Below are 26,670 nucleotides of genomic sequence, written 5' to 3' on the forward strand. Positions count from 1 at the left end.
CCCATAATGGATGACAAGATCGAAACGTCGGCTGAAGCGCTTGAGGCGGATGCGATACCGCGCTGTCATGAGGTGCATTCGGACCCGGAACGCTGCAAGGGCGGCGACGATGTGACCGCCGGAGTCAAGCTGCAATCGGTGGAAAAGAAAAGCCCGGCACAATGGGCTTATGAGCGGCTGATTCTCTACATCCAGAACTTTGAAAAGACACTGGATGCCGAACACGAGGTCGCGATGGGGTTTACCGGTGGCGACGCAGGCGTGCTTCGAATTGAGGGGATGGGGTATTTCGACCCAGATATCGTCACCTTCTACGGGAGCGATCCGACGGGTGGTAAAACCCAGTTGGTGCAGCATGTCAGCCAGCTTAACGTGATGCTGCGGGCGTTGCCCAAGCAGGTTGACGAGGCTGCGCCGAACCGCATCGGTTTCCGATTGGCCGAGGATCTTGAGAAAGGCTGAGAAACCTGATGCTTGGGGTGGTGACAGCCCACGCAAAATCAAGTATTCGAGGCAGGAAATGTCCGAATTCGCCTTTTGAGGGATAAAAGATGGCCGATCATAAACACGGTGAGATGAATATCGACGTGCAGGAAAAAACTTTTGAAGGGTTCGTCAAGACGGTTGGCTGGTCCTGTGTGCTCATCTGCGTTTTCCTGGTTTTTCTTGCGCTCGTAAACGGCTAGGCGCGGGCGCGTCTGTCGCTTTCCCAGGTGAACACAATGCAAAATTTGGTGCTGGCCTTTTGTTCGGCCTTGATGCTGGTCGGTTGTACGGGCCAGAGAGTCTGGGCGCCGGATGAGGCGGTCGCCCGGGCCGCGTATCGCCATGATGGCCCGCCACGCTTGACGCTTTACACCATGATCAACAATCGCACCGGCGCGGGCGCGCATACGTCGCTGATGATCAACGGCTCGCAACGGGTGATTTTTGACCCGGCAGGCTCTTTCAAACATGAAACCCTGCCCGAGCGAAATGATGTTGTATACGGCATCACCCCACCGGTGGCTGATGTCTATACCCGCTATCATGCGCGCAAGACCTATCATGTGAAGGTGCAGGAACTTGATGTATCCCCCGCCGTTGCCGAGGCGGCAATTCGGGCGGTGATGTCGAACGGACCGGTGGCTTCGGCGATGTGCGCGCGTGGTACCTCGGCGGTGCTGGCAAGCCTGCCGGGTTTTGAGAACATTCAAACCACCTGGTACCCGGTCAAGCTGGCCGATCAGTTCGGCAAGATTCCTGGCGTGCGAGAACAGGAACTTTACGAGTATGACAGCGACGACAACAGCAAGGTTCTGCGCCAGTGGAATCCCGATGCTGTGGCCCGTGGCGCGATCCTGCAAAACTGAATGATTGCGCGGCCGGTGACGATTGAAGGTTTCCGTCACCCGCTCTTGCCCCTAGATTGCCCGTGAACACGTAGCATCCAGGACCCGCGCCCCGTGGCAAAAACCGACGAGCTGAGTGATTATCTGATTGCGCCCGATCCCGGAGCCGCGCGCCTGACCCGCGCGGTCGAAGGCGTGGATCACGACGGGCAGATTACGCGAATTTCCGTGGTCGAGGAACGCCCCCTGACGATCTTTCTAAACGGGCAAGAGATCGTGACCGCCATGACGATCGGTGACTATCCCGAGTATCTGGCGCTTGGCTTTCTGCGCAATCAGGGCATGTTGCGCGATGGCGAGACCGTCGAGCGGGTCGATTACGATGACGATCTGGAGACGGTTGTTGTCCGCACAGACGGGCAGACAACATACGAGGAAAAACTGAAGAAAAAGACCCGCACCAGCGGTTGCGCCGTGGGCACTGTTTTCGGCGACATGATGGAAGGGCTCGAGGACGTCTCTCTGCCCGACTTGCAGGTCAGAACGTCTGATCTTTATACGCTGGCGGCCAAGATCAACCGTACGCCGTCGCTTTATCTAGAAGCCGGAGCGATCCACGGCACGGTCTTGTGTCTGGGATCACGGCCACTGGTCTATATGGAGGATGTCGGGCGCCACAATGCCGTCGACAAAATAGCCGGGTGGATGCTGTCCGAAGGCGTGAATGCCGCCGACAAGCTGCTTTATACGACAGGGCGTCTGACTTCGGAAATGGTGATCAAAACCGCCTTGATGGGCATCCCGGTGCTGGCGTCACGCTCGGGTTTCACCGCCTGGGGCGTCGAGATCGCGCAAGAGGTCGGTCTGACCCTGATCGGCCGGATGCGCGGCAAGCGATTTGTCTGCCTCAGCGGCGAGCATCGGCTTGATCGCGACGCCGACCCTGATCAGATTACGGACGAACCGCGCAAATCCAGGCGCAAGGGGGCGCAGGCATGAAGGTGCCTCTCGGAGTGATCCTTGCTGGCGGGTTGGCCACGCGGATGGGCGGTGGAGACAAGGCTCTGCTCGATCTTGGGGGGGGCGTCACGCTTCTGGATCAGGTGATCGAGCGTTTGCAGCCACAAGTGACCGATCTGGCGCTGAATGCCAACGGCGATGCGGCGCGGTTTGCGCGCTTTAACCTGCCGGTCTTACCTGACAGTATTGATGGCTTTGTCGGCCCGCTTGCGGGCGTGCTGGCGGGGCTCGATTGGGCGGCGGGGCAGGGCGCTGGGGCAATCGTGACAGTGGCCGCCGACACGCCGTTTTTTCCGGATAATCTGGTCGAGCATCTAATGCGGACCGCCGAAGGGCAAGACGTGCCATTGGTTTTGGCGGCAACGCCGGACGGGCGGCATCCGACCTTCGGACTCTGGCCTGTGACCCTGCGTGACGATCTGCGGGCGGCGTTGGGTGGTGGGTTGCGCAAGGTCGTGCAATGGACGGATGGTCAGGGCGGGCGTGAGGCGGTGTTTGACGGCGCAGGCGATCCGTTTTTCAATGTGAACACGCCGGAAGATCTTGAGAAGGCACGCAAAATATACGGGGCACAGGCATGAATATCTATGGTGTCGTGGGCTGGAAAAATGCGGGCAAAACCGGCCTGATGGAAAGGCTTGTGTCCGAAATTACCGCGCGCGGCTTCAGCGTTTCGACGATCAAACATGCCCATCATAGTTTCGACGTCGACCACCCCGGTAAGGACAGCTATCGCCACAGGGATGCAGGTGCGCGCGAGGTGCTGCTGGCGTCGCGTAACCGCTGGGCGTTGATGCACGAATTGCATGATCACGAGGAGCCACCGCTGGCTGACCTTCTGACCAAGCTGGAACCGGTCGACCTGGTGCTGGTCGAAGGGTACAAGCGCGACGATCACCCCAAGATAGAAGCTTTTCGCGCCGTGACGGCCAATTCTCTGATCGCGCCTGAAGATGAAACCATCCGGGCGGTGGCAAGTGATACGGCGCTGGAGCTTGATTGCCCGGTTTTTGATTTGGATGACACTGGCGGCATCGCTGATTTCATTCTGGCGGAGGTCGGGTTGTGACGCTCAAGCCGCCGCCCCTGCGCGATGATTGTTTTGCCCTGCCTGCCGGGGTGGACTGGACACCGGTGGATCGGGCGCTGGCGATGTTGCAGGAACGATTGTGCCCGGTGGTGGCGCGAGAGGATAGCGCGCTTGCCCACGCCTTGGGCCGGGTTCTCGCGGCGCCGGTCGAAGCGCTGCGTTCGAACCCGCCGCGGTCCAATACGGCGGTCGACGGGTATGGGTTTGCCCATGCCAGCCTTGGCGACGGTGATCCGGTTTTACCGCTGGTCGAGGGCCGTGCGGCAGCTGGTCTGGCCTTTGAAGGCACGGTGCCTGCGGGTCATGCAATCCGCATTCTCACCGGCGCGGCGCTACCGCAAGGCGTGGATACGGTGGTGTTGCAGGAGGATGTTACCGCTCGTGACAACCAGATTGCCTTTCGTGCCGGGATAAAGCCCCGGGCCAATACCCGGAAGGCCGGAGAGGATATTCGCGAGGGTGAGATCGCACTTACAGCGAGCCGTGTACTGACCCCCGCTGATCTTGCGCTGGCAGCCGCAGTTGGCGTTTCGCGTCTGCCGGTCTATCGGCGGCTCAAGGTTGCGGTAATCTCGACCGGCGATGAATTGGTCGAACCCGGCGCAGCGGCCGCTTCAGGTCAGATATACGACGCCAATCGGCCCATGCTGGCGGCGTTGGTGCGAAATTTTGGCTATGAGCCCGTTGATCTGGGCCGTATCCCCGATGATCGCAAGGCACTCCGTCGTGCTTTTGACAAGGCGGCGACTGAGGTCGATGTGATCCTGACCTCCGGCGGTGCGTCTTCGGGGGACGAAGACCATGTCTCGGCCCTGCTGAACGAGGCGGGCGCCATGACCGAATGGCGGATTGCGCTTAAACCCGGGCGGCCTTTGGCGCTGGGCATGTGGCAAGGCACGCCGGTTTTTGGGTTGCCGGGTAATCCGGTGGCGGCACTGGTCTGCACGTTGATTTTTGCCCGCCCCGCCATGAGCGTGCTGGCCGGGGCCGGGTGGCACGACCCGCAATCGTTTCAGGTGCCCGCCGGTTTTGCAAAAAACAAGAAACCCGGTCGACGAGAATATCTGCGCGCACGCATGCGAGACGGACGTGCCGAGGTATTCCAATCCGAAGGCTCCGGCCGGATCAGCGGGCTGAGCTGGGCCGAAGGGCTGGTTGAGCTGGGCGACGGGGCGCAGGAAATCGCGCCCGGCGATATGGTGAAATTCATCCCCTTCGGCAGTTTCACCTGATGCGCCTCCGGCCCCGACATGGTTAGAGGTCCGGATTTCAGCCGCGAGATGCGGCGCGGCGAAGAGGCGGCAGTGGATGCACTGTTGCGCCTGGCTTTTGAAGGCGATGACGAGGTGCGGCTGGTGCACGCATTGCGCAAAAACCGCGAGATTGCCGGTGAAATGGTCTTGCCCAGCGATGGGGAGATTGTCGGTTATTATGCCCTGTCCACCTTCGTTGAGCCGAAAGGATGGCTCTGCCTGGCGCCAGTGGCGATTCACCCGAAGCTGCAACGCCAGCATAATAGGCAGCGCATGTTGGGGTTGCTGACCGCATGGGCAAGGATCACCGGGACCTATGTGGTGGTGCTGGGGCAGCCTGAGTTCTATTCAAGATGCGGTTTCAGCAATGCGCGCGCGGCGCGGCTGACCTCACCCTATCCGATCACGCACACGTTGCTGGTGGGACCGGGTGATGATGTGCCAGAAGAGACATTGATCTATCCCAAAGCGTTCGAAAACCTCTGATGCGTCTCTTTCTGCTTACCAGCCTCACGATGATCGCCTTTGCCGCCAATTCGGTTCTGAACCGAATGGCGCTGGCGGGTGGTGGCATTGATGCGGTCAGCTTTGGTCTGATCCGCCTTTTGTCCGGCGCGGCAGTGCTTGCGCTGCTCTGCATGGTTCTGCGTGGCGGCTTGCGGCTTGGCGGCGCTGGCCGGATTGCAGGCGTCATCGCGCTGCTGGTCTATCTTTACGGGTTTTCAACGGCTTACCGGGGGCTGGATGCGGGCCTTGGCGCACTCATCCTCTTTGGTGTCGTGCAGATCACCATGTTTACATGGGGTTTGGTTCAGGCAGAACCGATGCCCGCTCGACGATGGTTTGGTGCCGCTTTGGCATTCAGCGGGCTGGCGTGGCTTCTCTGGCCCGGCGGGAGTACCTCTGTCAGCCTCGTGCACGGTCTTCTGATGGCGCTGGCCGGTGTTGGCTGGGGTGTTTATTCGCTGGCTGGCAAGCTTAGCCGCGACGCGCTGCAGGGTACCGCCGCCAATTTCATCCTTGCTGCGCCCATCGGCGCATTGGTGGGTTACGTCTTGCCCGCGGTAGAGCCGACGGTGTTGACTACGCAGGGCGTGGTACTGGCGATCGTCTGTGGCGCGGTCACCTCGGGCATGGGCTATGCGCTTTGGTATTCCGTCCTGCCTTCGCTGGCGTCGTCGGTGGCGGCGGTGGCGCAACTGACCGTGCCTGTGATCGCGATGGCGGGTGGCATGATCTTTCTGGGTGAGGTGCTCACGCTGCAATTCGCGCTGGCCTCGTTGCTGGTGCTGGGCGGCGTGGCCTTGTCCGTCATCCGGTGGCCGAAACGGCGGTGAGGCATTATGCACGGAAGACCCGGCGCTCAGACCTCGATCTTTAGGATTTCCAGCTCGACAGTCCCGGCAGGCTTTGGCCATTCGACAATATCGCCAATCACGGCCTCCATCAGCGCGCGGGCCAGTGGCGAGAACGCGGCAATCAGGCCGTTTTCAGGCGCTGCTTCGTCTTCGCCGACTATTGTATAGCGCGCGCGTTTACCATTCTCATCTTCGACGGTCACTGTCGTGCCGAAACTGACCTGGCTGGCACTATCGGGCGGGGTGACAAGGATGGCGCTGGAGAGCCGTGCCTCGATGTAGCGCAGATCCCGTTCGGCCACGGCAAGGGGGTAGAGGTCGTCAAGAAACTCGCGATTGTTGCGCAGCCGGGCAACCTCGGCTTCAAGAACGGACTGCCGCTCGCGCAATTGCGCAAGCCCGCGTGGGGTGACGTGGTTGGGGTGCTCGGAAATTGGCAGATCGGGCAGGCGCTCAGGCGTGCTGCCGTCTTCCTCCTTGGTAAAGGCCTTGTTCATTGCAGTTCCTACCAGATCAGCCGCTCAAGAGGATCATATCTGAAGCCGTCGGAAAAGGCGATGTCAGCAAGGCTGTCCGGCTTAAAACGAAGGCCGGCCATTTCATCGCGTGTCACGAACCGGCGCTGTGAAACAACCGCCTCCGGATCGCACCAGTCGTCGCGAAGTTGTCCGGCGGTGACCTGACAGCGAAAGAAGATATCGACCTGGTGGAACTCGTCTTCAGGGTTGTGGAATTCATTGATTAAGCACGGCGCCCCAACCGCAACTATCAGGCCGGTTTCCTCGTGGACTTCACGGATCAGGTTATCGGGAAGCGATGACCCCATTTCCGCCCCGCCACCGGGCGCGCACCAGAGATCGCTTTCGCCATCGGGAAACGCATTGACCAACAACAGGCGGTTTTCCTGCAAGATGATCGCGCGGGTGGCAAGGCGAATGGGCATAAAGGCTTCTTCCGTTGCGTGACAGACCCTTTTGTAACGGGGGAATTGCGCGTATCTCAAGGAGATGATGCGATTTCTGCTCCCTCTGCTGTTTTTACTGCCCCTGTCGGCGCGGGCGGATTGTGTTGTGCTGCTACATGGGCTGGCGCGCACCGAGGTGTCTTTTCTGGTGTTGCAGGAAGTTCTGGAGTTTGAGGGATACAAAACCGTCGCACCCGGCTATCCATCGACCGAAAAGCGTATAGCGACGCTGGCCGATGATACCCTGCCAAAGGCGGTGCGGGAATGTGGTGACGAACGGGTACATTTCGTGACCCATTCGATGGGTGGCATCCTGTTGCGCGCCTGGTTCAGGGATCATCGCCCCGAAAACCTCGGTCGCGTGGTGATGCTGGCACCCCCCAACCACGGTTCGGAAGTGGTGGACGAGCTGGGCACGCTGGAGCTTTTTGAGTGGATCAACGGACCAGCTTCCATGCAGTTGGAAACCGGGCCGGAAGGGTTGCCGGAGCGCCTGCCACCGGTCGATTTCGAGCTGGGCGTGATCGCCGGGACCCGGTCACTGAACCCCTATTTCTCGACCCTGCTGGAGGGGCCCGATGACGGTAAGGTCTCGGTCGCCTCGACGCGGGTCGAGGGGATGGTCGATCATATCGAACTGCCGGTGACGCATACGTTCATGATGAACAACCCCATTGTAATGGCGCAGGTACAGGCGTTTCTGGAAAACGGGATGTTTGATCATGATCTCGGCATTGGAGAGCTTTTCTGGGGTGGCAGCGAATGAAAACGCTTGAGATGTGCCTGGCGGGCGCACAGGTGTTGATGCCGGATGGGTTGATGACGCAACCGGTGTCTTTAGCCGAGGGTTTGGTGGTGGACGAGACCCTGGTGCGCGAGGTCGATCTGACCGGGTATATAATCCTGCCGGGAATCGTTGATGCCCATGGCGACGGGTTCGAGCGTCACCTCGCCCCACGGCGCGGCGCGATGAAAAACCTTGATCAGGGGCTGATTGCCGCCGAGGCGGAACTGGCCGCAAACGGGATCACCACGGCGACTCTGGCGCAGTTCTATAGTTGGGAAGGCGGCATGCGCGGGCCGGAATTTGCCGGGCGGGTGCTGGACGGTTTGGCCAAGATAAGGGGTCAGGTTGAGACCGATATGCAGGTGCAGCTACGCTTTGAGACACCGATGCTGGAGGATTACGACGCCGTTGCCCAATTGATTGCCGAGCACGGAATTGGCTATGTGGTTTTCAACGATCATCTGCCGCATGAGGCACTGGAAAAGGGCAAACGCCCGCCACGCCTGACCGGTCAGGCGCTGCGTATTGGACGCAATCCGGAAAAGCATCTTGAGATGATGCAAGCCATGCACGCCCGCCGCGCCGAGGTTGGCCCCGCCGTGGACCGTCTTTGCGCCGATCTGGCACGGCGGGGCGTTCTTATGGGCAGCCATGATGACCGCAGCGCTGCCGAACGCGGTGATTGGCGTGCGCGCGGGGTCGGTATCGCGGAATTTCCTGAAACGCTGGAGGCGGCCGAGGTCGCGCGGGCGGGCGGGGATGCGATCATCATGGGGGCGCCCAATGTGGTGCGCGGCGGGTCGCATAACGGCAATGTCAGCGCGATTGAGATGGTGATGATGGGATTGGTGGATGCCCTTGCCTCGGATTATCACTACCCGTCACTGCGTCGCGCTGCGTTCCTGCTGGCCGATAGTGGCGTCGTCGATCTGGCCGGAGCTTGGGCGTTGATCTCGGGCGGGCCGGCGCGCGTGCTGGGATTGTCCGACCGGGGTACGCTTACCCCCGGAAAACGCGCTGATCTGGTGATTTTGGAGGCTGCAACGCGCCGCGTGGCGGCAACGATCTCGGGCGGGCGGATCAGTTATATGGCTGGCGACGTGGCGGCGCGTTTCGTCGGGTGATTAAAAGGAGCGCGTTGCACGCGCGCTGTTTCCCCTCGTCCTCCGACTGGCGCCGTCGTCCTCAGCGTCCGTGGCTGACGTGACATGCTTAACTGGCGTTGCGTTGCTTGGCTGACGGGGTCAGGGTTTGGTGATGACGCGGTTCGCATGGCCCATTTTGCGGCCCTCTTTGACCTCAGCCTTGCCATAGAGATGCAAAGAGACGGCGGGGTCCCTGGCAAGATCGGGAACGCGGTCCATATCGTCACCGATGAGGTTTTCCATCACCACGTCCGTGTGTCGGCTACCATCGCCCAACGGCCAGCCGGCGACCGCGCGAATATGCTGCTCGAACTGGTCGACCGAGCATCCCTGCTGCGTCCAGTGGCCGGAATTGTGCACACGGGGCGCGATTTCATTGACGATAAGGCCGTCTGTTGTGACGAAAAGTTCAACCCCCATGACGCCGACATAATCGAGCTTGTTGAGGATCTTGCCAGCCAGCAGCACCGCATCGGTCCGTTGCGCGGCGCTAAGGCGGGCAGGGATTGTAGTGGTGCGCAGAATGCCACCTTCATGGACATTCTCGCCCGGATCGAAACAGGATACATCGCCCGCGGTGTTGCGCGCACCGATGACCGAAACCTCGTGGGTGAAATCAACAAAGCCTTCGAGGATAGCAGGCGCGCCCGCCATGTCCATCAGCGCCTGATCAGTGTCCTCCGGGTTTATGATCCGGGCCTGGCCTTTGCCGTCATAGCCAAAACGGCGGGTCTTAAGGATCGCGGGCAGGCCGATTTCCGACATCGCGCGCGCTAGGTCAGCGGGATCGTCCACAGCAGCAAAAGGCGCTGTTTGCAACCCAAGATCGTTTAGGAACGCCTTTTCGACCATCCGGTCCTGACTGACGCGCAGGGCGATGCGGTCGGGATGTACAGGTTTCAGCGCCTCAAGGATGTCGAGTGCGGAGGTGGGGATATTTTCAAACTCGTAGGTGATGACATCAACGCTCGCGGCAAAATCGCGCAACGCTCTTTCGTCCTCATAAGGTGCCTGGATGTGGCGATTTGCGACATGGCTGGCGGGGCAGTCCGCACCGGGTTCAAAAATGCAGGTCCTGAAGCCGAGGCGCGAAGCCGCAACCGACAGCATACGGCCCAGTTGACCGCCGCCGAGGATGCCGATCGTGGCCCCAGTGGTCAGTGGGTCAGTCATCTTGCGGGGCATCCGGGATCGAGGCGGAAAGGGCATTGCGCCAGTTGTCAAGTCGTTGACCAAGCGCATCATCCGACGTGGCAAGAATTGCCGCCGCCATCAGCCCGGCGTTGGCGGCCCCGGCGGCCCCGATGGCCATGGTTGCGACCGGGAAACCCTTGGGCATCTGAACAATCGAATAGAGGCTGTCGACACCCGAGAGCGCTTTGGTCTGCACCGGTACGCCGATGACCGGTAGCCGGGTTTTCGAGGCCATCATGCCTGGCAAATGCGCAGCGCCGCCGGCACCGGCAACGATAACTTTGAGGCCGCGTTCGGCGGCGGTTTTACCGTAGTCCCACAGCCGGTCTGGCGTGCGATGGGCCGAGACGATCTTTGTCTCATAGGCCACGCCCAGCTGATCAAGAATTTCCGCAGCCTCCCGCATCGTTGCCCAGTCGGATTGACTGCCCATGATGATGCCAACCTTAAGCTCTGCCATGTCACGCCCTTTAGCAATGAAGCGCGCACTATACTGATCCTAACGCAGAGTTCTACAACTAAGATTCGCCTTATCAGCATTCCTGAAAGGCGCCATCTCAGAGGATGAACTCCTGGGTTGTGACGCGTAAAGGTGCATGATTTGCGGTTCAGGCAATGATGTCAGGGATCAGCCGGTCTTCGATCCTGGCGATGACATCCTTCAGGCGCAGTTTCTGCTGTTTCAGCCGTTTGATAGTCAGCGGATCGCGTGCGCCTTTCTCTTCCAAGGCGCAGATCGCTTCGTCGAGATCGCGGTGTTGGCGGCGAAACTCTTCCAGTTCCACGCGCAGCACTTCTTCGGATTTCATCGAAAGATCACGATAGGCGTTCATTCTGGGCGATTCCTCGGGGAGCCTGCTGACTATAGCATAATGCTTAACCAGTTCCTCGCAAAGCCCTTGCGCCGGAGAGGTCGTACACCCATATTTATGGGGCAGGGTTGCCGAAACGGGACCCTCCACTGGACTGTCGCTTAACGCCAAGGACGTGTCGATGACAAAGCTTACACTGGGGTCGCACCCTTATATGCTGGGATTTGAGCAGCTTGAGCGCCTGTTGGAACGCAGCGCCAAATCCGGCAACGAAGGCTATCCGCCTTTCAATATCGAGCAAACCTCGCAAGGTTCTTATCGCATCACTCTCGCCGTTGCCGGATTTGGCGAGGATGACCTGTCGATCACGGTCGAAGACCGGCAACTGGTGATCCGGGGCCGTCAGAATGACGACAGCGAACATCGCGTATTTCTGCATCGCGGCATCGCAGGGCGACAGTTTCAACGGTCCTTCGTCCTGGCTGATGGGGTCGAAGTGGGCGAGGCGCTGATAGAAAACGGCCTGTTGCATGTCGACCTGACGCGCGCGCAGCCGGAAACCGTGGTGCAGACAATAAAGATCAAGAAGGGGTAAGCAGAATGGATGTAAAATACGATTTTGGTGCCGAGGCGGATCAACCGATCGTCTACGTACGTGCGGTAAATGTTGCCGATCTGCCGGAAGAACTGCGTGAGCAGGCAATGGGCCATGACACGCTCTATGCGGTCCATTCGGCCGAGGGTGAACGCCTTGCGCTGGTGCGCGACCGGGCGCTTGCTTTTGTGTTGGCCCGGCAAAACGACATGGAGCCGGTTACGGTTCACTGAGGCACCAATCCGACATTCAAAGTGTGATCTGCGGCGGGCGGGCAACCGCCCCGTTTGAGTTGCGTTAACTCTCCTACTAGCATGTTTGGCATTCAGGTCTGAAAGGGTCAAAAAGAATGTCAAAATCAATTGTGATATGCTGTGACGGAACCGGCAACGAGATCAAAGAACATCAATCCAATGTCCTCAAGTTCTTCCGTATCCTGAAAAAAGACGCCGGGCAGGTCGTCTACTACGATCCCGGCGTCGGCACGATCAGCGATAGCGGCACCTGGTCGGAATTCAAATCCAGAACCAAGGGTGTGCTTGGCTTGCTGACCGGATACGGGCTGGATGAGAACGTGCTTGAAGCCTACCGGTTCATCCTCAACACCTATCAGGAAGGCGATCAGATCTACCTGCTGGGCTTCAGCCGGGGCGCTTACACGGTGCGCGTTCTGGCGGGATTCATGCGCCTTGTCGGTCTGCTGCCAAAGGAACAGGAAAACCTGTGCGGCTATGCTCTGACTGCGTATAAACGCGCCAGCGAGAAAGACGATTTCAAGATCGCCTGGCGTTTTCATCGCGTGCTTCAGACAACCTATGTCCCGATTCGTTTCATGGGGTGCTGGGATACGGTCGGTTCGGTGATCACCCCGCGTCGGGACCGGTTTTACATCCCCTCGCTGCAAACCCTGCCCTACACAATATCAAATCCCGGCGTGCAGTGTTTCCGCCATGCGATGGCGATAGATGAACGGCGCCGGATGTTTCGCCTCAAACCGTGGAAAGAGCGGCAGAAATTCAAATCAAATCCGTTTGAAAAAAGCACCGATCTGCCAGATCAGGACGTCAAGCAGGTCTGGTTTGTGGGGGTGCATTCGGATATTGGTGGCGGGTATCCCGAGGATGAAAGCGGCGTTGCGAAAATCGTTCTGAAATGGATGATGGATGAAGCAGCCGAACAGGGGCTGAGGTTCCGCGAAAAGCTACCGGACATGCTGGTAATGGGCGAAAATCCGAAGGAAAATACCTTTGAATACGCCGCTCCCGACGCCACAGCGGAATTGCACAATTCCATGACTTGGGCGTGGCGGATACTCGAATACCTGCCGAAACGCGCACACCACAAAGAGTGGCTCGACCGACGTTCCTTTTTCGGGTTTTTCGTCCCCCGTTCCGAGCCGCGTCGCATCGACCCGGACGCCGCGATACACCCAAGTGTCCTCACTCGTCTTGCCGCGCGGGATGAATACAGGCCGGAAAACCTACCGCCACGCACCTGACTGACTGCGCTGCAGGACTGACTATCTGGTCCGGCAAGACGCGAGCGACTGGCTCTAGCAGAATTGCAGGAAGCGCCGGATATTGTTGATGTAAGCGGGCTAGGGAGGGTGGAAACGATGAAGTACACATTTGACTGGGTGGATGCCTTTACGGATCGGCCCTTTGGCGGCAATGGCTGCGCCGTTGTGCATGACGCGGGTTCTCTGAGCGCGGAGAACTGCTGTCGTTTCGTGCAAGAAACATCGCTGGTTGAATGTACTTTTCTGGAGCCGTCTGAGGTGGCGGACATCAAAGTGCGTTATTTTTTGGCCAGCCGTGAAATCCCCTTTGCGGGCCATCCGACGATCGCAACCGTCGCCTCACTTGTTGATCGTGGGCTGGCCAGGGGCGACAGCCTAACGCTGGAAACGCTGGCCGGCGTTGTTTCGATCGAGATTGATCGTGGGGGTGCCGGCCCAGCCCGGATCACCATGACCCAGGTCGCGCCCGAGTTCGGCCCGGAAGTGCGGGCTGAATTGGTGGCCGCCGTCGGTGGCCTGGCGCCGGATGACATCATCGCGCAGCCTCAGGTTGTCTCAACCGGATTGCCCTTCTGTATCACGGTGTTGCGCGACAAGGATACGCTGCGCCGTGCGCGTCTGAACGTCGATGCCTTCACCCGGATGGCCGCACATCTGGGGTATGATGGCACTGACATGATGGAGCCTTACTGGATTACGCTTGGCGGTGTCAGTGAAGCCGGGGATACCTTTGGGCGGCTGCTCATGGCGCCGCCCAGCCCGGCGGAAGATCCGTTCACGGGTTCTGCCACCGGCGCAGCTGCGGCGTTTCTGTGGGCAAATGGCTTGATAGCAAATCCGTCATATGTCGCGGAACAAGGCCATTGGTTGGGTCGTCCGGGCGAGGCATCGGTGACGGTCCTTGGCACGCCAGATGCCATCACCGGTGTGAAGGTCGCCGGGCAGGGTTGGGTGCTGATGTCGGGCGAGGTGCGATTGTAAAGCCTCGCCTGCCGTCGTCCCCGGATATTCCTTGTGATTGAACGGTGGCGGGCTTATGTCTGCTGCGACCCTTGTACATGATTGCCAGCCGATGAGCGATAAATCCACCCCTTTTGCTAGCCGCATGCGCGACACGTTGATCGGCTTCGCGATGTATGCGCCCATTGCATGCGCACGGATGCTTCCCTACCGGCTGCGTCTTCCGTTTGTAGGGTGGCTGACCTCGCGTCTGGTGGCGCCGATCGCGGGCTATGACAAGCGGGTGCGCGAAAACCTTGCCCATGTGCTGCCCGACCTGCCCGAGACCGAGGTTCGTCGGCTGATGCGCGCCGTGCCTGACAATGCCGGGCGCAATATGATCGAGCTTTTCTCGCACCGTGAATTTTCCGAGCGCACGCGCCATTCCAACGTGTTCGGCCCAGGTATGGAAACGATAAAAGAGGCGCAGGCCGATGGCCGTCCGATCATTTTCGTCACCGGCCATTTCGGTAGTTTCAACGCCGCGCGTGTCGCGATGATCGAGCAGGGTTTCGAGATGGGCGTGTTCTACCGCCCGATGCATAATAGCTGGTTCAACGAGCGTTACACCGCAGCCATGGGCGCCCTATCCCAGCCGATGTTCGAACAGGGCAGACGCGGCATGATGCAGATGGTCAAACATCTGCGCGGCGGTGGGGTTCTGGCCATCCTGACGGACCTCAACGCTCATGACGGCGTGCCGCTGAACTTCTTTGGCAAACCGGCCATGTCGCCGCTGGCCACCGCCGAACTGGCGTTGAAATTCGATGCGCCACTGGTGCCTGTCTGGGGTATTCGGGCCGAAAATGGATTGGATTTCAACATTCTGGTCGAAGAACCGGTGGAGCCGTCGGACCCGGTGGTCATGACGCAAGAGGTCAACGACCGGCTTGAACGTCAGGTGCGCGAACGGATGGAGCAATGGTTCTGGATTCACCGACGGTGGAAAGATGGCACCGGACCGTTGGCTGAACGTGGTGCCCGGCAATTGAGTGAACGCCAGAAGGGATGATCCTGAAACCTGTCAGCTGATTGGTGGCCAGATCCCGTATTTTTCATAGAGATAATCAACGCAGGCACGGTTGGCGCTGTCCCGGTCTTGCCCGGCGATCATAGCATCCTGCAAACCGTGCGTGTCCTCGAGATGCAGGCTCAGACCGGTGCGGGCTTCAGGTGCAATCCGAACGCGAATGCCCTGACGCGACAATAGCCCGGACAGCCAGATATCATCCACTGGCCAAGCAGGTTCGGGCGGTTCAAACGCGGTGCCAGATAGCCACGCCGGGTCAATCAACACTCCGGAGAACCCTTGCGCGATATCGACCATCCCGGCAGGGCATCCAGACACACGTCCCAACCGGGACACGCTGTAACCCGATCCTGCAACCGCTTCCCCAGGCCGCTGCACTGATAGCAAACTCTTTGCCCAATGGGGTGGCATCAGCCAATCATCGTCGCAATAGATCAGGTGCTTGCCCGAGCCTGTAAGAACCCGGGCCGCCGGCAGCACCTTGGTTGCAGGGCCCAGATCACTCTCAGACCAGATCACACGCACGCCCTTGGGCAGATCCGGCGCGATGAACGGTTCTGGAAATCGGCGATAGTGCCGCGGCAAGCAGAGAAGTACCTGACTTGGTGCAGGCTCTTGCCTCAGCAAGCGCTCCAATATCGGGCGAAGGCGGTCGAAGCGGGGCGGGATCGAGGTCAGCGAAATCGCGTACATCAGCCTTGCATATAGAGAAACGGGCCACCCGGCAAAGGGCGGCCCGTTTGAATGCCTCAGCGGTGACGCCGCTTAACCGGCGATCAGGCCCATCTGTTCCAACTTGAGGATGACCTGATGCGCGCAGTTGTCGACATCGACATTTTCGGTCTCAACGCTCAGCTCAGGGCTTTCTGGGACGTCATAAGGATCTGAAATACCGGTAAATTCCTTGATCTTACCCTCACGCGCCAGCTTGTAAAGGCCCTTGCGGTCGCGGCGTTCGCATTCTTCGATCGAGGTGGCGACATGCACTTCGACAAAGGCGCCAAACGATTCAATGTCTTCGCGCACGGCGCGGCGGGTCGTTGCATAGGGCGCAATAGGCGCACAGATGGCAATCCCTCCATTCTTGGTGATTTCCGAGGCGACATAGCCGATGCGGCGAATGTTCAGGTCACGGTGTTCTTTCGAGAAGCCCAGTTCCGAGCTGAGGTTTTTCCGTACGATATCGCCATCCAGAAGCGTGACCGGACGTCCGCCCATTTCCATCAGCTTGACCATCAGCGCGTTGGCGATGGTCGACTTGCCCGAGCCTGAAAAGCCGGTGAAGAAGACGGTAAAGCCCTGTTTTGACCGTGGTGGACGGGTGCGACGCAATTCCTTCACCACCTCCGGAAAGCTGAACCATTCCGGAATTTCCAGACCTTCGGCCAGACGGCGGCGCAGCTCCGTGCCCGAAATGTTCAGGACGGTCACTTTGTCTTTGTCCTTGATTTCGTCCATGGGTTCGTACTGGGCGCGTTCCTGAACATAGACCATGTGTTTGAAATCGACCATTTCGATGCCCATTTCTTCCTGATGGGTGCGGAACAGATCCTGCGCGTCATAGGGGCCGTAGAAATCCTCACCGGCCGAATTGCTACCGGGGCCTGCGTGATCGCGGCCGACGATGAAATGGGTGCAGCCGTGGTTCTTCCGGATCAGCCCGTGCCAGACGGCCTCGCGCGGGCCAGCCATGCGCATCGCCAGGTTCAGTAGCGACATGGTTGTGGTCGATCCCGGGTATTTATCCAGCACGGCCTCGTAGCAGCGCACGCGGGTGAAGTGATCAACATCGCCCGGCTTGGTCATGCCGACGACTGGATGAATGAGCAGGTTGGCCTGCGCCTCTTTCGCGGCGCGGAAAGTTAGTTCCTGATGCGCGCGGTGCAGCGGGTTGCGGGTCTGAAAGGCGACAACCTTGCGCCAGCCCAGCTTGCGGAAATAGGCGCGCAGCTCGTTCGGCGTGTCACGGCGGCCGCGGAAATCGTAATGTACCGGCTGCTGGATGCCTACGACCGGGCCACCCAGATAGACCTTGCCTGCGGTGTTGTGCAGGTAGTTCACCGCCGGGTGGGCACTGTCATCGGCGCCGAATACTTTCTCGGCCTCATGTGCCTTGTTCGGGGTCCAGTTGTCGGTGATGGTCATCGTCGCCAGGATCACACCTTCCTGATCGCGCAGCGCGATGTCCTGGCCTTCTTCCAGCCCCTCGGCGAACTTTTCCGACACGTCCAGCGTGATTGGCATCGGCCAGAGTGTACCGTCGGCCAGGCGCATGTTGTCGACAACGCCATTGTAGTCATCTTCAGACATGAAGCCCTTGAGCGGGTTGAACCCGCCATTCATCAGAAGCTCCAGATCGCAGATCTGGCGCGGTGTAAGGTCCCAGCTGATCAGATCGGCAGCTTCGACCTTCAGTTTCTGGGCGCTTTCATAAGAAACGTAGAGTTCGGGGATAGGGGCAAGATTGTTTTGCACGAGACTGGTCCTGTGTTTTAGGGGAACAAGATTACTGGCGGTGCCGGTCAACTCGGCATGCAGGGCGTCGTATTCTGCAAGTTTCCGCGCGAGAAATTGATCTGTGAGCTGCACTTTTCTTGCGGCGCCGCGCGCTGTCAGCGCGTAGGCATAGCGCTGTCGACGGTCGTCACCTTTGCGATCGCTGATCCGGATCAATCCCGCATCGGCTGCCGCTCGCAGCTGCGCATTCAGGCCGCCCAACGAAACCCCAAGCGCCTTGGCGATCGCACGCTGAGACGCGTCCGGCGCCAGATCCAGCTGGCGTAGGAGGCGAAAGAGCTGATCGTCTTCCGGCAAGTTGGGTTTGGGGTCGATCGAATTCATCGTCGCGACTCAAAAAAGTATGTTCACGGGTGAACACATGCCACATTCCGCAAAAATGAAAAACCCCAAATCGGATAGGCAACAGACTGTTTCGGCAGTGTGGCCGGTAGGTCACGGATAGAGGCATTCGGTGTTTGACGAAAGCAACGAGGATGATTGTGGCCCTAAAGATGCGTGGCGGCTCGAGGTCAATCCTGACCCGTTGTGGTTCCGGCTAAACCTGATCGACTTTCGGCAAGCGTCGCCACTTGTGACCGCTGATAAGGCATCCGGTCTGTGCCGGGTAACGCGCCACCAAGACGGCTGCGTTTTCTATTTGCCCGCGCTCAGCTCCGCCACCAGTTCGCGGGTTGTAAGTTGGCGGCAATACCCTTTGATGGTCTGAAGGCTGTGATCGTGGCGCTCCTGGCTGTAGGTGAGGCAGGCGTCGGTCACCTGAGTAACAAGGTAACCCAGATCGCAGGCATCACGGATGGCGCTTTCGACGCATTGGTCGGTGATCAGTCCCGAAAGCACAAGCTGCCGGACCCCGAGGTTGCGCAGGATGTAATCGATATGGGTCGAGACAAAGACTGAGGACGAGGTTTTGGGCAGAATAATCTCATCGCCCACAGGGGCGATCTGGTCGATGACCTTGCCGTCCCACGAGCCTTTGGGCACGTGAAAGCCGGTGATCTTGTAGTCGAGCGACCGGTCGCGGCCATCCAGCGTAAGGCTCTCGATCGTGGTATACATAAGCTCGACGCCCATGCCCCTGCATGCCGCCTGGATGGCCTGCATGTTGGGGATCACCCGGGTCTCAAGCTCTGAGAAGAACCAGCCGTATTTCGCGTCGAACTCGGCCTCGGGTATATCCTTGAATTCTCCGCCGTCGCGATGGGCGGCGAAATTCTGCACGTCGATGAAAAGAAGCGCGGAATGCGCCGGATCAAGCGGGACATTGCGGGTCAAGGTCATGGGGCGGTCTCCAGAAGGGCGCTGATGGCATTTGAAAGCAGATCGGCCCAGACTTCGACCCCGGCGGCATTCCGCAGTTGGTCATTGCGGATCTCGACAAGCGCGTGCCGCATTCCTCGCGGTTCGGCATGCGTGGGGATGAACCAGTCGGTGTCATCGTCGATCTGGTAGGGCTGGTTCGCGATCAGTTCAAATGTAGGTTCTGTCCGTCCGATATGGGCAATCAGGGCTTCTGCAGTTGCCATGTCGCGGCGCGTCAGGAACCCCGCGTGCCATGGCCGGTGCGGGCCGCCTGCCAAGGCCGGTGTAAAGGAATGGATGGCAAATGCCGCGCGGCGGGGGTGACGTTCGAAACCGGCCGTCACGGCGGCATCCAGAGGATCGAACACCCCGTGAATACGGGCGGTGCGGGCGTCGGCACCAAGGCCGGTATTGCCAGGGACGGGCTGCGTATCGCTGACCGCAGGAATGGCGCTGTCTGAATCGGGTGGGCGGTTGCAGTCGATGACCAACCGGCTGTAGCGCTGAAGGATCAGGGGGGCGTCAAGCCGTGCGGCAATGCCCCGCGCCAACGCCTCGGCGCCGATGTCCCAGCCGATATGGGTGTCGATGGCCCCGTCGGGCAATCCCAAATCGCCCAACGCCCGGGGCACCGCCTGACCGGCATGTTCACATACCAAAAGGACCGGTGACGTGCTGCCCGGGTTGACCCATTCGACGGGCTCAGGATCGCTTTGGCACAGCAGGCCGGTGGCGCGGACGGAGGTACTCATACTTTCTGCGCCTGTAATGTTGCCGCCGGGATCAGCCCGTTGGGCCTGAGGATCAGAATCAGCACGACAAGGCTCAGCCCGATGGGCTCGCGGAATTCCTGCCAGGCAGAGGGCAGGAAAGCGGCGAGAAAGACCTCGATGAAGCCAAGCACAAAACCGCCTGCCACCGCCCCCCTGAGCGATCCGAGCCCGCCCAGAATGGCCGCGATGAAGGCCTTGAGCACCGGCGTGAACCCCATCAGCGGATCAACCGAGGCACGCTGCGAGACCCAGAGCACCGCCGCGACCCCGGCCAGCAGGCCCGACAGGGCAAAGGCGGCCGAGATCACGGTGTTGGCGCGAATGCCCATGAGGCGGGCAATGGCGAAATCCTCGGCGGCTGCGCGCATGGCGATACCGTGTTTCTGTTTTTTCATGAACAGTTCGAGCGCGATCAGCATCACGATCGTGGCCAGAATGGCAAAAAGCTTGTTCACCCCGATGATCAGCCCACCGATGGTGACGCTCTGGCTCAGGGCATCGGGAAGGATCACCGGCTGCGAGCGGGCCGAAATCAGGTTCTGAAACAACACCTGCAGGATCATCGCCACCGCGAAACTGGTGACCAACATTGTGGCGCCTGAGGCGTTGCGGACGGGCCGGAACGCCACCCGCTCCATCGCCATCGCCGCCAGCATCGGGGCCAGCACCGCCAGCGGCACGCTGACCGCGAAGGGGATACCGGCAAGGCCGCAATACATCAGCACATACCCGGCGATGGTCATCAGCTCGCCATGGGCAAAATTGATCAGGCCCATGATCGAAAACACCACCGCCAGCCCCAGCGCCAGAAGCGCATAGGTGCCGCCCAGGGCCAGGGCATTGACGGTCTGCTGGAGGATCAGATCCATGCTCAGTGCTCTCCCAGATAGGCGGCGCTCATGTCATCCGATGCACGCATCGCGGCGGCGCTGCCCTCGCGGATGATCTGGCCCGAGGCCATCATGTAGGCCCGGTCGGCAATCTCAAGCGCACCTGCCACGTTCTGTTCCACAAGGAATATGGTGACACCCTGATCACGCAGGGTCGAGATCAGGTCAAACACCTGCTCGACAATGCGCGGGGCAAGGCCGAGCGATGGCTCGTCAAGCAGCAAGAGCCGCGGGTTGCACATCAGCGCACGCCCGATGGCCAGCATCTGCTGCTGCCCCCCCGAAAGCGTGCCGGCATATTGGTTGTGTCTCTCGGCAAGGATGGGAAAAAGATCAAACACATGCTGGCGCGATGCGTCGATCGACGTGTTGTCGCGCACCGCGTAGGCGCCCATCCGCAGATTGTCATCGACGGTCAGCGTGCCAAAGACCCGCCGCCCCTCGGGCGCCAGCGTCAGGCCCGAAATCGGGATTTCTTCGGAGGGTAGCTCGGTGATGTCGTTGCCATCGAAATAGACCTTCCCCTCGGTCACTGGCGCCAGCCCGGCGATGCCGTTCATGGTAGAGGATTTACCTGCCCCGTTGGCGCCGAGAAGGGCGACAATCTCGCCCGTCCCGATTTCAAGGTCGATACCGCGCACGGCCTCCACCGCGCCGTAGCGCAGCTTGAACCCTTCCAGCTTCAGAAGCGGGGACATGCGCGACCCTTTCCCCTACTGCATCCGCGGCGCAGGAATCAGGTCGGCTCTGGGCGAGGGCTGCCCGACAAGTTCACGCTCGCCACTCTTGACGCGGACCAGCGAGACCTGCCGGACCGGCATGCCCGTGGTGCCCTTGTAGGTGATCAGGCTGGTGGCGCCCTGAACGTCTTCCAGATTCGCCATTGCGTCACGGATCGCCTGTGGTTCGGTGGAACCGGCGGCCACAACTGCGGCTTCCAGCACTTTCACAAGGTCATAGCCCACCGCGTTGAACACGGTCTCGGATTTGCTGCCGGTGGTCTCTTCGTAAAGCGTGTTGAAGCCTTCCAGCGGGCTGCCTTCGGTGGCATGACCTGCCGTGGAAAAGACCACGCCCTCGGCCGCATCGCCCAGACCAAAGGTCGTGGGGCTGTCGATGCCGTCCGAACCGATCACCTGACCCTCATATCCCGCCGCGCGCAAAGCCTTGATGAAGGTTGGGAAATCAGGTTCGTACGCGGATGTCATTACCACATCGGGTGCCGGATCAAGCGCCGCGATCTGCGTGGCGATAGCCGAGAAATCAGGCTGGCCAATGTTATACGTCGCCTCGCCCAGAACCTCTCCGCCCAGCGATTTCATCACGTCGGCAAAGTAAAGCGGCATGGTGGTATACTGGCTGTCCGGCGAATAGAGGATAAAGACCGTCTTCATTCCCTGCTCGAACGCCCAGGAGGCCGATACCGTAGCCTGCACATTGTCGCCCGGGAAGTTGGCAAAGACGTAGTCACCGCCAATAAGCGGCAAGGTTGGCGAGGAGGCACAGGTGGAAATCGCCGGAATCTGCGCGGAGGCGACGATCGCCGCTGCCGCAATTGAAGGATCGGCATCGCAGGGCAGAACGATGGCTTCGGACCCTGCATCCACCAACTCCTGCACCGAGATCGAGGTTTGGGCCGTGTCCGAGCGCACGTCCTTCTCGGTCATTTCGATCATAATCTTGCCGCCGATACCGCCCGCGGCGTTTATCTCGTCGACAGCAATACGTATGCCTTCAACCACGGGGGCGTCATAGGGGGCCAGCCCGCCGGTTTGCGCGGTGGCAAGGCCGAGTTTCAGCTCATCAGCCTGGGCGTCGAGCGCCGCGATACTCAGGGCCGTTGTTGCAATCAGAATATGTTTCATAAGGATCTCCCTTGTTGTTTATCGGGTTTCTTTCTTGGATGTGCCCAAATAGGCCTCGATCACCGCGGGGTTCCGGCGCACCTCTTCCGGGCTGCCTTCGGCAATAAGCTTGCCTTCGTTCAGAACGATGATGCGGTGACACAGGGCATTGATCAGCCCAAGGTCGTGATCGACCAGAAGGATGCCAATTCCCAGGTCGCTGTTCAGTTTGCGCAGAATTTCCATCAGCGCGTCGGTTTCCTCGCGGTTCATGCCCGCCGCTGGTTCGTCGAGGAATATGAGCGAGGGCTGACAGACCAGCGCACGCGCAATCTCGACCCGGCGTTGATCGCCATAGGACAGGTTGCCCGCCATGGTCTCCGTCACGCCGCTCAGGCCCAGCCGTTCCAGCGCCGCCGCCACGCGCGCTCCGGCATCGCGTCCGCCCTTAGTCGCGAGGGCTGCGGCCTGTACGTTCTGATAGACCGACAGTGTCGGAAACAGGCGGATGTTCTGGAAAGTGCGCGCAATTCCGGCGTCGACGAACTTGTGCGGCGGCAGGTGCACAAGATCTTTGCCGCCTTTGGTGATTGCGCCTTCACTTGGACGCAAAACGCCTGAAAGTTGGTTGAGAAGCGTCGTCTTTCCTGATCCGTTCGGGCCGATCAGTCCGACGATTTCGCCGGGTGTCACCGTCACGCTTACCTCCTCGGTCGCGACAACGCCACCGAAACGCTTGGTCAGGCTTATGGCGTCCAGCGGATCGCTTTCCGCAGGGGAAAGCGGTTTAGGGTCAACCGCGGTGCGGCGCGGCGGGATCAGCCATTCCTCCCATTCCCTGAGCCCCGCCAGGCCTTCAGGGCGGCGCATCAGTGCAAGCAGGATCAGCATACCGATTCCGATCTGCGTGGTGCCAAAGACCTGAGGGATTTCCACAAAACCAAGATCAAGCCCGCCTTCGAGGCGGCGCAAAAGCTCGGTCAGCAGGGTGACCACAACCGCGCCCAGAACCGCGCCCGTCACGGTGGTCATGCCGCCTACGATCAGCATCGCCAGCAGGAAGAACGTGTCGGTAAAATAGAACTTCTTAGGGCTGAACGCGCCAAGGAAATGTGCGATCAGCGCCCCGGACAGCGCCATCAGACCGGCACTAAGTACGAAGGCGATGAACCTTTCGCGCGGCACGCTGATGCCGATTGCCGCCGCCGCAATCGCGTTTTCGCGGCCCGCCCGCAGACGCAGCCCGCAGGCGGAGTCGCGATAAAGCCGAGCCACGACAAGGGAGATGACGCACCCGGCCGCCGCGACCCAGATTGTCGTGTCGCGCGGTACGCCGAAAAATGTCTGCGCCCCGCGCGTTACGTCGCGCCAACCGATCAGTATTCCGTGAGTGATGATCAAAAGCGCCAGGGTCGAAATTGTTGCGGCGGACCCGTCCAGCCGCCAGATCGCGAGGCCGACCAAACCCGCAACCGTCATGGTCAGGATCACCGCTGTCAGCGTGGCCGGTAACAATCCCAGCTCTATCACGGCCAGCCATTCCGGCAGAGCGGGCAGGGTCGCGCCCTTGATCTGGGCCGGAAGCGTAAGTAGTGCCGCGGCATAGGCTCCGATCCCCATGAAGGACAGATGTCCGAAGCTCAGGATGCCCGAATTGCCGGAATAAAGCCCCATCGCGGCAATTGCGGTAAGCGAGATCAGGAACACGATGATCGTCCTCTCGACCGAGGTGCCGATCGCGTCGCCTGCCAGGGCCAGCAGCACGACGAAGCCAGGCACCGCCAGAACGGCGGCAGCAAGTTGCGATCGTGGTGCGGTAAGCTCCATCGGGAATCCTTGTGAATCTCGCGTGAGTATTCGAATGAATATTTTCAAAGTCAATATATTTTGTATTGACTGAAAAATTATTTCCAATCATGCTTTGATCCAGCCAAACAAGCTGCCGGGCCACATGCTGATCAAAGATCGTATCAAAGATGCCGCCGGAATCCTTACCCCGAGCGAACGTAAACTCGCCGCGGCGATCTTGTCGGATTATCCCTATGCCGGCCTTGTTTCTATCCAGGATCTGGCAAAACACGCCGAGGTGTCGCCGCCTTCTATTTCACGCTTTGTCACCAAGATCGGACTGGCGGGTTATCAGGAGTTTCAGCGTGATCTAATTGCGGAACTGAAGGAAGGGCAGCGGTCGCCGGTCGATCTGCACATGGAAAACCGCCCGATCGAAGGCGGGTTTCTCAGCGATTTCATTCAGCGCACCACACGGCAGATGGCGGTGTCGTCGGCGGCGATCACCGAAGATCAGTTCGCCCGCATCTGCACGCTGCTGGCCACGCCAAAAAGCGAGGTCCATGTGATCGGCGGTCGGGTCAGCGATTCAATCGCCTTCCTGCTTTCGTTTCACCTGCGGCAGATGCGCCAGGGTGTCTATCATTTACCTGCCAATAACGAGGCCTGGCCGGAGTACCTGTTGCGCATGAAACAGGGCGATCTGCTCTTCGTCGTGGATTTTCGCCGCTATCAGCCGAACCTGCTTGGCCTGTGCCAGACTGCCCACGACAAGGGGGCTAAGATCATCCTGATGACCGACAAGTGGCTGTCACCGATTGCGAAATACGCGGCCGAAGTGTTGCCCGTGCCAATCGAAAGCGGCACACTTTGGGACACCTACGCCCCGGCGCTAGCGGTGATCGAAGCGCTGGTGACCAAGATTGCAGAAGACAATTTCGACCAGACACGCGCCCGGATAAAAGCCTGGGACGCGCTCCGCCTTACTGATCAGGATGTTCCGTCATGACGCCCATGCCTCTTATTTTCGTAGCCACCTGTGACCTTGCCGGCAAGGCCCGCGGCAAGGCATTTCCCGCCGATCAGCTGGAAAAACGCCTGTTACGCGGTGTCGGTTGGACACCCACCAATGTTCAGATCAACTGTTTCGACGGGATCGGCGACAGCCCGTTTGGCGCCCTGGGCGATCTGCTGCTGATCCCCGACCCGGCGACCGAGGTGAATGTCGGTTTCGATGCCGACACACGTGAACATTTCATGCTGGGCAATATCACCGCGCTCGATGGAACCCCGTGGGAGTTCTGTACCCGGTCGCTTTTGCAATCGGCGCTCGACCGGCTGCACAGGGTGGCGGGCGTGCGTCTGATCGCGGCATTCGAACACGAATTCCAACTCAGGGGGGAGCCGGCGATTCGTAATCAGGGCTATGGGCGGGAGGCGTTCGAGGTTCAGCGCCGCCTGTGTGAAACGTTGATGGGTGCGCTGAAACAGGCGGGCATGGAACCCGACAGTATCATGAAGGAATACGGCCCCAACCAATACGAGGTTGTGGTCGGTCCCGATCAGGGCGTTCGTGCCGCCGATGCCGCCGTGATCTTGCGCGAACTGACCCGCTCCACCGCTCGCCATCTGGGCGAAGCGGCGACTTTCACCCCCATTCGCGACGTGTCGAGCGTGGGCAATGGCGTGCATATCCACATGAGTTTTGTCGATGAGGGCGGCCAGCCCGCCACCTATGATGAAAACGGCCCCTGCGGCATGTCCAATCTGACCGCCGCCTTCTCTGCCGGTGTGCTCAAGTACCTTGAAAACATCATCGCCCTGACCGCGCCCTCGGTGATTTCCTATGAGCGGCTCACGCCGCATCGCTGGTCGGCGGCTTATAACAATCTGGGCTTCCGTGACCGTGAGGCCTCGCTGCGCGTCTGCCCGGTGACTGCCAAGGATCCCGCCGCCATCTCCCGCCAGTTCAACATCGAATATCGCGCCGCCGATGCTGCGGCCTGCCCGCATCTTGCGCTGGCTGCCATAATCCATGCCGGGGTACAGGGTATCGAGGACGGTTTAACCCCACCGCCGCCTACAGAAGAAGACCTATCACTTCTATCACCCGAGGATCTTGCCGCGCGCGGTTTTGTTCGTTTGCCAACCTCGCTCGACGCAGCCCTTGATAGGTTTGACGCCTGCGAGACAGCCAAAGGTTGGTTCCCTGCGTCCTTTGCTTCGGTCTACCGGGCGCACAAAGCGTCGGAGATGGCACATGTCGCCAATATGGAGATCGCGGAAAAGTGTGCCGCCTATGAGGACAGTTATTGATTTATGGTGTTCCATCAGGCGCGCCGTCAGCTGTGAAATGGATGGTTCACTCGGCGAAATAGGTAGATCCTTCGACCACTTCGATCCCAACCGACTTTAGGTTTCCCGTTTGCTGTGCAAGGTTTGAACATGCGAGAAGCGGC

Annotated in this window: 31 protein-coding genes; 18 read left to right on the top strand and 13 right to left on the bottom strand. The window is 59.9% G+C overall.

Going from position 1 to position 26,670, the window contains the following annotated elements:
• Positions 1-6 precede the first annotated feature (6 nt).
• The 9 genes from LC334_RS17060 (at position 7) to LC334_RS17100 (ending at position 6,031) form a co-directional block, all read left to right on the top strand.
• Positions 7-462, top strand: a complete 456-nt coding sequence (locus LC334_RS17060; RefSeq protein WP_085801596.1) for a DUF6173 family protein — start codon at positions 7-9, stop codon at positions 460-462.
• Between the two features lie 89 nt (positions 463-551).
• Positions 552-686 (top strand): aa3-type cytochrome c oxidase subunit IV, encoded by a 135-nt coding sequence (locus tag LC334_RS17065; protein WP_085801595.1) that lies wholly within the window; start codon positions 552-554, stop codon positions 684-686.
• A 36-nt stretch (positions 687-722) separates the two neighbouring features.
• Positions 723-1,352, top strand: coding sequence for a hypothetical protein (locus tag LC334_RS17070; protein ID WP_139836462.1), 630 nt, complete (start codon positions 723-725; stop codon positions 1,350-1,352).
• A gap of 93 nt (positions 1,353-1,445) precedes the next feature.
• Positions 1,446-2,330, top strand: coding sequence for a formate dehydrogenase accessory sulfurtransferase FdhD (gene fdhD, locus LC334_RS17075; protein WP_085801594.1), 885 nt, complete (start codon positions 1,446-1,448; stop codon positions 2,328-2,330).
• Positions 2,327-2,932: a molybdenum cofactor guanylyltransferase MobA gene (mobA, locus tag LC334_RS17080; RefSeq protein WP_085801593.1), complete on the top strand. Its 606-nt coding sequence runs from the start codon at positions 2,327-2,329 to the stop codon at positions 2,930-2,932. Before fdhD ends, mobA begins: the two co-directional genes overlap by 4 nt.
• Complete coding sequence (gene mobB, locus LC334_RS17085) at positions 2,929-3,420, top strand: molybdopterin-guanine dinucleotide biosynthesis protein B (RefSeq protein WP_085801592.1); 492 nt, start codon at positions 2,929-2,931, stop codon at positions 3,418-3,420. The genes mobA and mobB overlap by 4 nt, the downstream gene beginning before the upstream one ends.
• Entirely contained in the window at positions 3,417-4,673 is a 1,257-nt protein-coding gene (locus LC334_RS17090; RefSeq protein ID WP_085801591.1) for a molybdopterin-binding protein, read from the top strand. Before mobB ends, LC334_RS17090 begins: the two co-directional genes overlap by 4 nt.
• An 18-nt stretch (positions 4,674-4,691) precedes the next feature.
• A complete protein-coding gene (locus LC334_RS17095; RefSeq protein WP_085801590.1) occupies positions 4,692-5,180 on the top strand; it encodes a GNAT family N-acetyltransferase in 489 nt (162 codons plus the stop codon).
• On the top strand, positions 5,180-6,031 hold the full coding sequence (locus tag LC334_RS17100) for a DMT family transporter (protein WP_085801589.1): 852 nt from the start codon (positions 5,180-5,182) through the stop codon (positions 6,029-6,031). The genes LC334_RS17095 and LC334_RS17100 overlap by 1 nt, the downstream gene beginning before the upstream one ends.
• A 26-nt stretch (positions 6,032-6,057) precedes the next feature.
• Here the strand turns inward: LC334_RS17100 and LC334_RS17105 are convergent, their stop codons facing one another.
• Entirely contained in the window at positions 6,058-6,549 is a 492-nt protein-coding gene (locus LC334_RS17105; RefSeq protein WP_085801588.1) for a GreA/GreB family elongation factor, read from the bottom strand.
• A gap of 8 nt (positions 6,550-6,557) precedes the next feature.
• Positions 6,558-6,995 (bottom strand): NUDIX domain-containing protein, encoded by a 438-nt coding sequence (locus tag LC334_RS17110; RefSeq protein WP_085801587.1) that lies wholly within the window; start codon positions 6,993-6,995, stop codon positions 6,558-6,560.
• Between the two features lie 67 nt (positions 6,996-7,062).
• Between LC334_RS17110 and LC334_RS17115 the strand changes: the two genes are divergently transcribed.
• The gene (locus tag LC334_RS17115; protein ID WP_085801627.1) at positions 7,063-7,782 is read left to right on the top strand and encodes an esterase/lipase family protein; all 720 of its coding nucleotides are present in this window, start codon (positions 7,063-7,065) and stop codon (positions 7,780-7,782) included.
• Complete coding sequence (locus tag LC334_RS17120; RefSeq protein WP_085801586.1) at positions 7,779-8,927, top strand: alpha-D-ribose 1-methylphosphonate 5-triphosphate diphosphatase; 1,149 nt, start codon at positions 7,779-7,781, stop codon at positions 8,925-8,927. The genes LC334_RS17115 and LC334_RS17120 overlap by 4 nt, the downstream gene beginning before the upstream one ends.
• 120 nt (positions 8,928-9,047) lie before the next feature.
• Here the strand turns inward: LC334_RS17120 and LC334_RS17125 are convergent, their stop codons facing one another.
• From LC334_RS17125 to LC334_RS17135, 3 genes are all read right to left on the bottom strand, one after another.
• Positions 9,048-10,121: a 5-(carboxyamino)imidazole ribonucleotide synthase gene (locus tag LC334_RS17125; RefSeq protein WP_085801626.1), complete on the bottom strand. Its 1,074-nt coding sequence runs from the start codon at positions 10,119-10,121 to the stop codon at positions 9,048-9,050.
• Entirely contained in the window at positions 10,114-10,602 is a 489-nt protein-coding gene (gene purE / locus LC334_RS17130) for a 5-(carboxyamino)imidazole ribonucleotide mutase (RefSeq protein ID WP_085801585.1), read from the bottom strand. The genes LC334_RS17125 and purE overlap by 8 nt, the downstream gene beginning before the upstream one ends.
• Before the next feature lie 148 nt (positions 10,603-10,750).
• Complete coding sequence (locus LC334_RS17135) at positions 10,751-10,975, bottom strand: YdcH family protein (protein ID WP_085801584.1); 225 nt, start codon at positions 10,973-10,975, stop codon at positions 10,751-10,753.
• Positions 10,976-11,135: 160 nt separating this feature from the next.
• Here LC334_RS17135 and LC334_RS17140 point away from each other — a divergent pair, with 160 nt between their 5' ends.
• The 5 genes from LC334_RS17140 to LC334_RS17160 all read left to right on the top strand — a co-directional run bounded on the left by LC334_RS17140 (position 11,136) and on the right by LC334_RS17160 (position 15,079).
• Positions 11,136-11,549: an Hsp20 family protein gene (locus LC334_RS17140; protein WP_085801583.1), complete on the top strand. Its 414-nt coding sequence runs from the start codon at positions 11,136-11,138 to the stop codon at positions 11,547-11,549.
• Positions 11,550-11,554: 5 nt separating this feature from the next.
• Positions 11,555-11,782, top strand: coding sequence for a DUF1150 family protein (locus LC334_RS17145; RefSeq protein WP_085801582.1), 228 nt, complete (start codon positions 11,555-11,557; stop codon positions 11,780-11,782).
• Between the two features lie 116 nt (positions 11,783-11,898).
• Entirely contained in the window at positions 11,899-13,047 is a 1,149-nt protein-coding gene (locus LC334_RS17150; RefSeq protein WP_085801581.1) for a DUF2235 domain-containing protein, read from the top strand.
• 117 nt (positions 13,048-13,164) lie between these two features.
• A complete protein-coding gene (locus LC334_RS17155; protein ID WP_085801580.1) occupies positions 13,165-14,049 on the top strand; it encodes a PhzF family phenazine biosynthesis protein in 885 nt (294 codons plus the stop codon).
• Positions 14,050-14,104: 55 nt separating this feature from the next.
• Positions 14,105-15,079, top strand: coding sequence for a lysophospholipid acyltransferase family protein (locus LC334_RS17160; protein ID WP_223413047.1), 975 nt, complete (start codon positions 14,105-14,107; stop codon positions 15,077-15,079).
• A gap of 12 nt (positions 15,080-15,091) precedes the next feature.
• Here LC334_RS17160 and LC334_RS17165 read toward each other — a convergent pair whose 3' ends face one another.
• From LC334_RS17165 to LC334_RS17200, 8 genes are all read right to left on the bottom strand, one after another.
• The gene (locus LC334_RS17165) at positions 15,092-15,790 is read right to left on the bottom strand and encodes a hypothetical protein (protein WP_085801578.1); all 699 of its coding nucleotides are present in this window, start codon (positions 15,788-15,790) and stop codon (positions 15,092-15,094) included.
• Positions 15,791-15,862: 72 nt separating this feature from the next.
• Entirely contained in the window at positions 15,863-17,938 is a 2,076-nt protein-coding gene (locus LC334_RS17170) for a bifunctional sulfate adenylyltransferase/adenylylsulfate kinase (RefSeq protein ID WP_085801577.1), read from the bottom strand.
• Positions 17,939-18,250: 312 nt separating this feature from the next.
• Entirely contained in the window at positions 18,251-18,895 is a 645-nt protein-coding gene (locus LC334_RS17175) for an isochorismatase family cysteine hydrolase (protein ID WP_085801576.1), read from the bottom strand.
• Positions 18,892-19,668 (bottom strand): N-formylglutamate amidohydrolase, encoded by a 777-nt coding sequence (locus LC334_RS17180; protein ID WP_085801575.1) that lies wholly within the window; start codon positions 19,666-19,668, stop codon positions 18,892-18,894. The genes LC334_RS17175 and LC334_RS17180 overlap by 4 nt, the downstream gene beginning before the upstream one ends.
• A complete protein-coding gene (locus LC334_RS17185) occupies positions 19,665-20,558 on the bottom strand; it encodes a branched-chain amino acid ABC transporter permease (protein ID WP_085801574.1) in 894 nt (297 codons plus the stop codon). The genes LC334_RS17180 and LC334_RS17185 overlap by 4 nt, the downstream gene beginning before the upstream one ends.
• 2 nt (positions 20,559-20,560) lie before the next feature.
• Positions 20,561-21,277, bottom strand: coding sequence for an ABC transporter ATP-binding protein (locus LC334_RS17190; RefSeq protein WP_085801573.1), 717 nt, complete (start codon positions 21,275-21,277; stop codon positions 20,561-20,563).
• A gap of 15 nt (positions 21,278-21,292) precedes the next feature.
• A complete protein-coding gene (locus tag LC334_RS17195) occupies positions 21,293-22,444 on the bottom strand; it encodes an ABC transporter substrate-binding protein (protein ID WP_085801572.1) in 1,152 nt (383 codons plus the stop codon).
• Between the two features lie 18 nt (positions 22,445-22,462).
• Positions 22,463-24,250, bottom strand: a complete 1,788-nt coding sequence (locus LC334_RS17200) for a branched-chain amino acid ABC transporter ATP-binding protein/permease (protein WP_085801571.1) — start codon at positions 24,248-24,250, stop codon at positions 22,463-22,465.
• A 124-nt stretch (positions 24,251-24,374) separates the two neighbouring features.
• Here LC334_RS17200 and LC334_RS17205 point away from each other — a divergent pair, with 124 nt between their 5' ends.
• Positions 24,375-25,220 (top strand): MurR/RpiR family transcriptional regulator, encoded by an 846-nt coding sequence (locus LC334_RS17205; protein WP_085801625.1) that lies wholly within the window; start codon positions 24,375-24,377, stop codon positions 25,218-25,220.
• Positions 25,217-26,527: a glutamine synthetase family protein gene (locus LC334_RS17210; RefSeq protein ID WP_085801570.1), complete on the top strand. Its 1,311-nt coding sequence runs from the start codon at positions 25,217-25,219 to the stop codon at positions 26,525-26,527. The genes LC334_RS17205 and LC334_RS17210 overlap by 4 nt, the downstream gene beginning before the upstream one ends.
• Positions 26,528-26,670: the final 143 nt, after the last annotated feature.

The organism is Roseovarius aestuarii (assembly GCF_019966515.1).
Taxonomy (GTDB): domain Bacteria; phylum Pseudomonadota; class Alphaproteobacteria; order Rhodobacterales; family Rhodobacteraceae; genus Roseovarius; species Roseovarius aestuarii.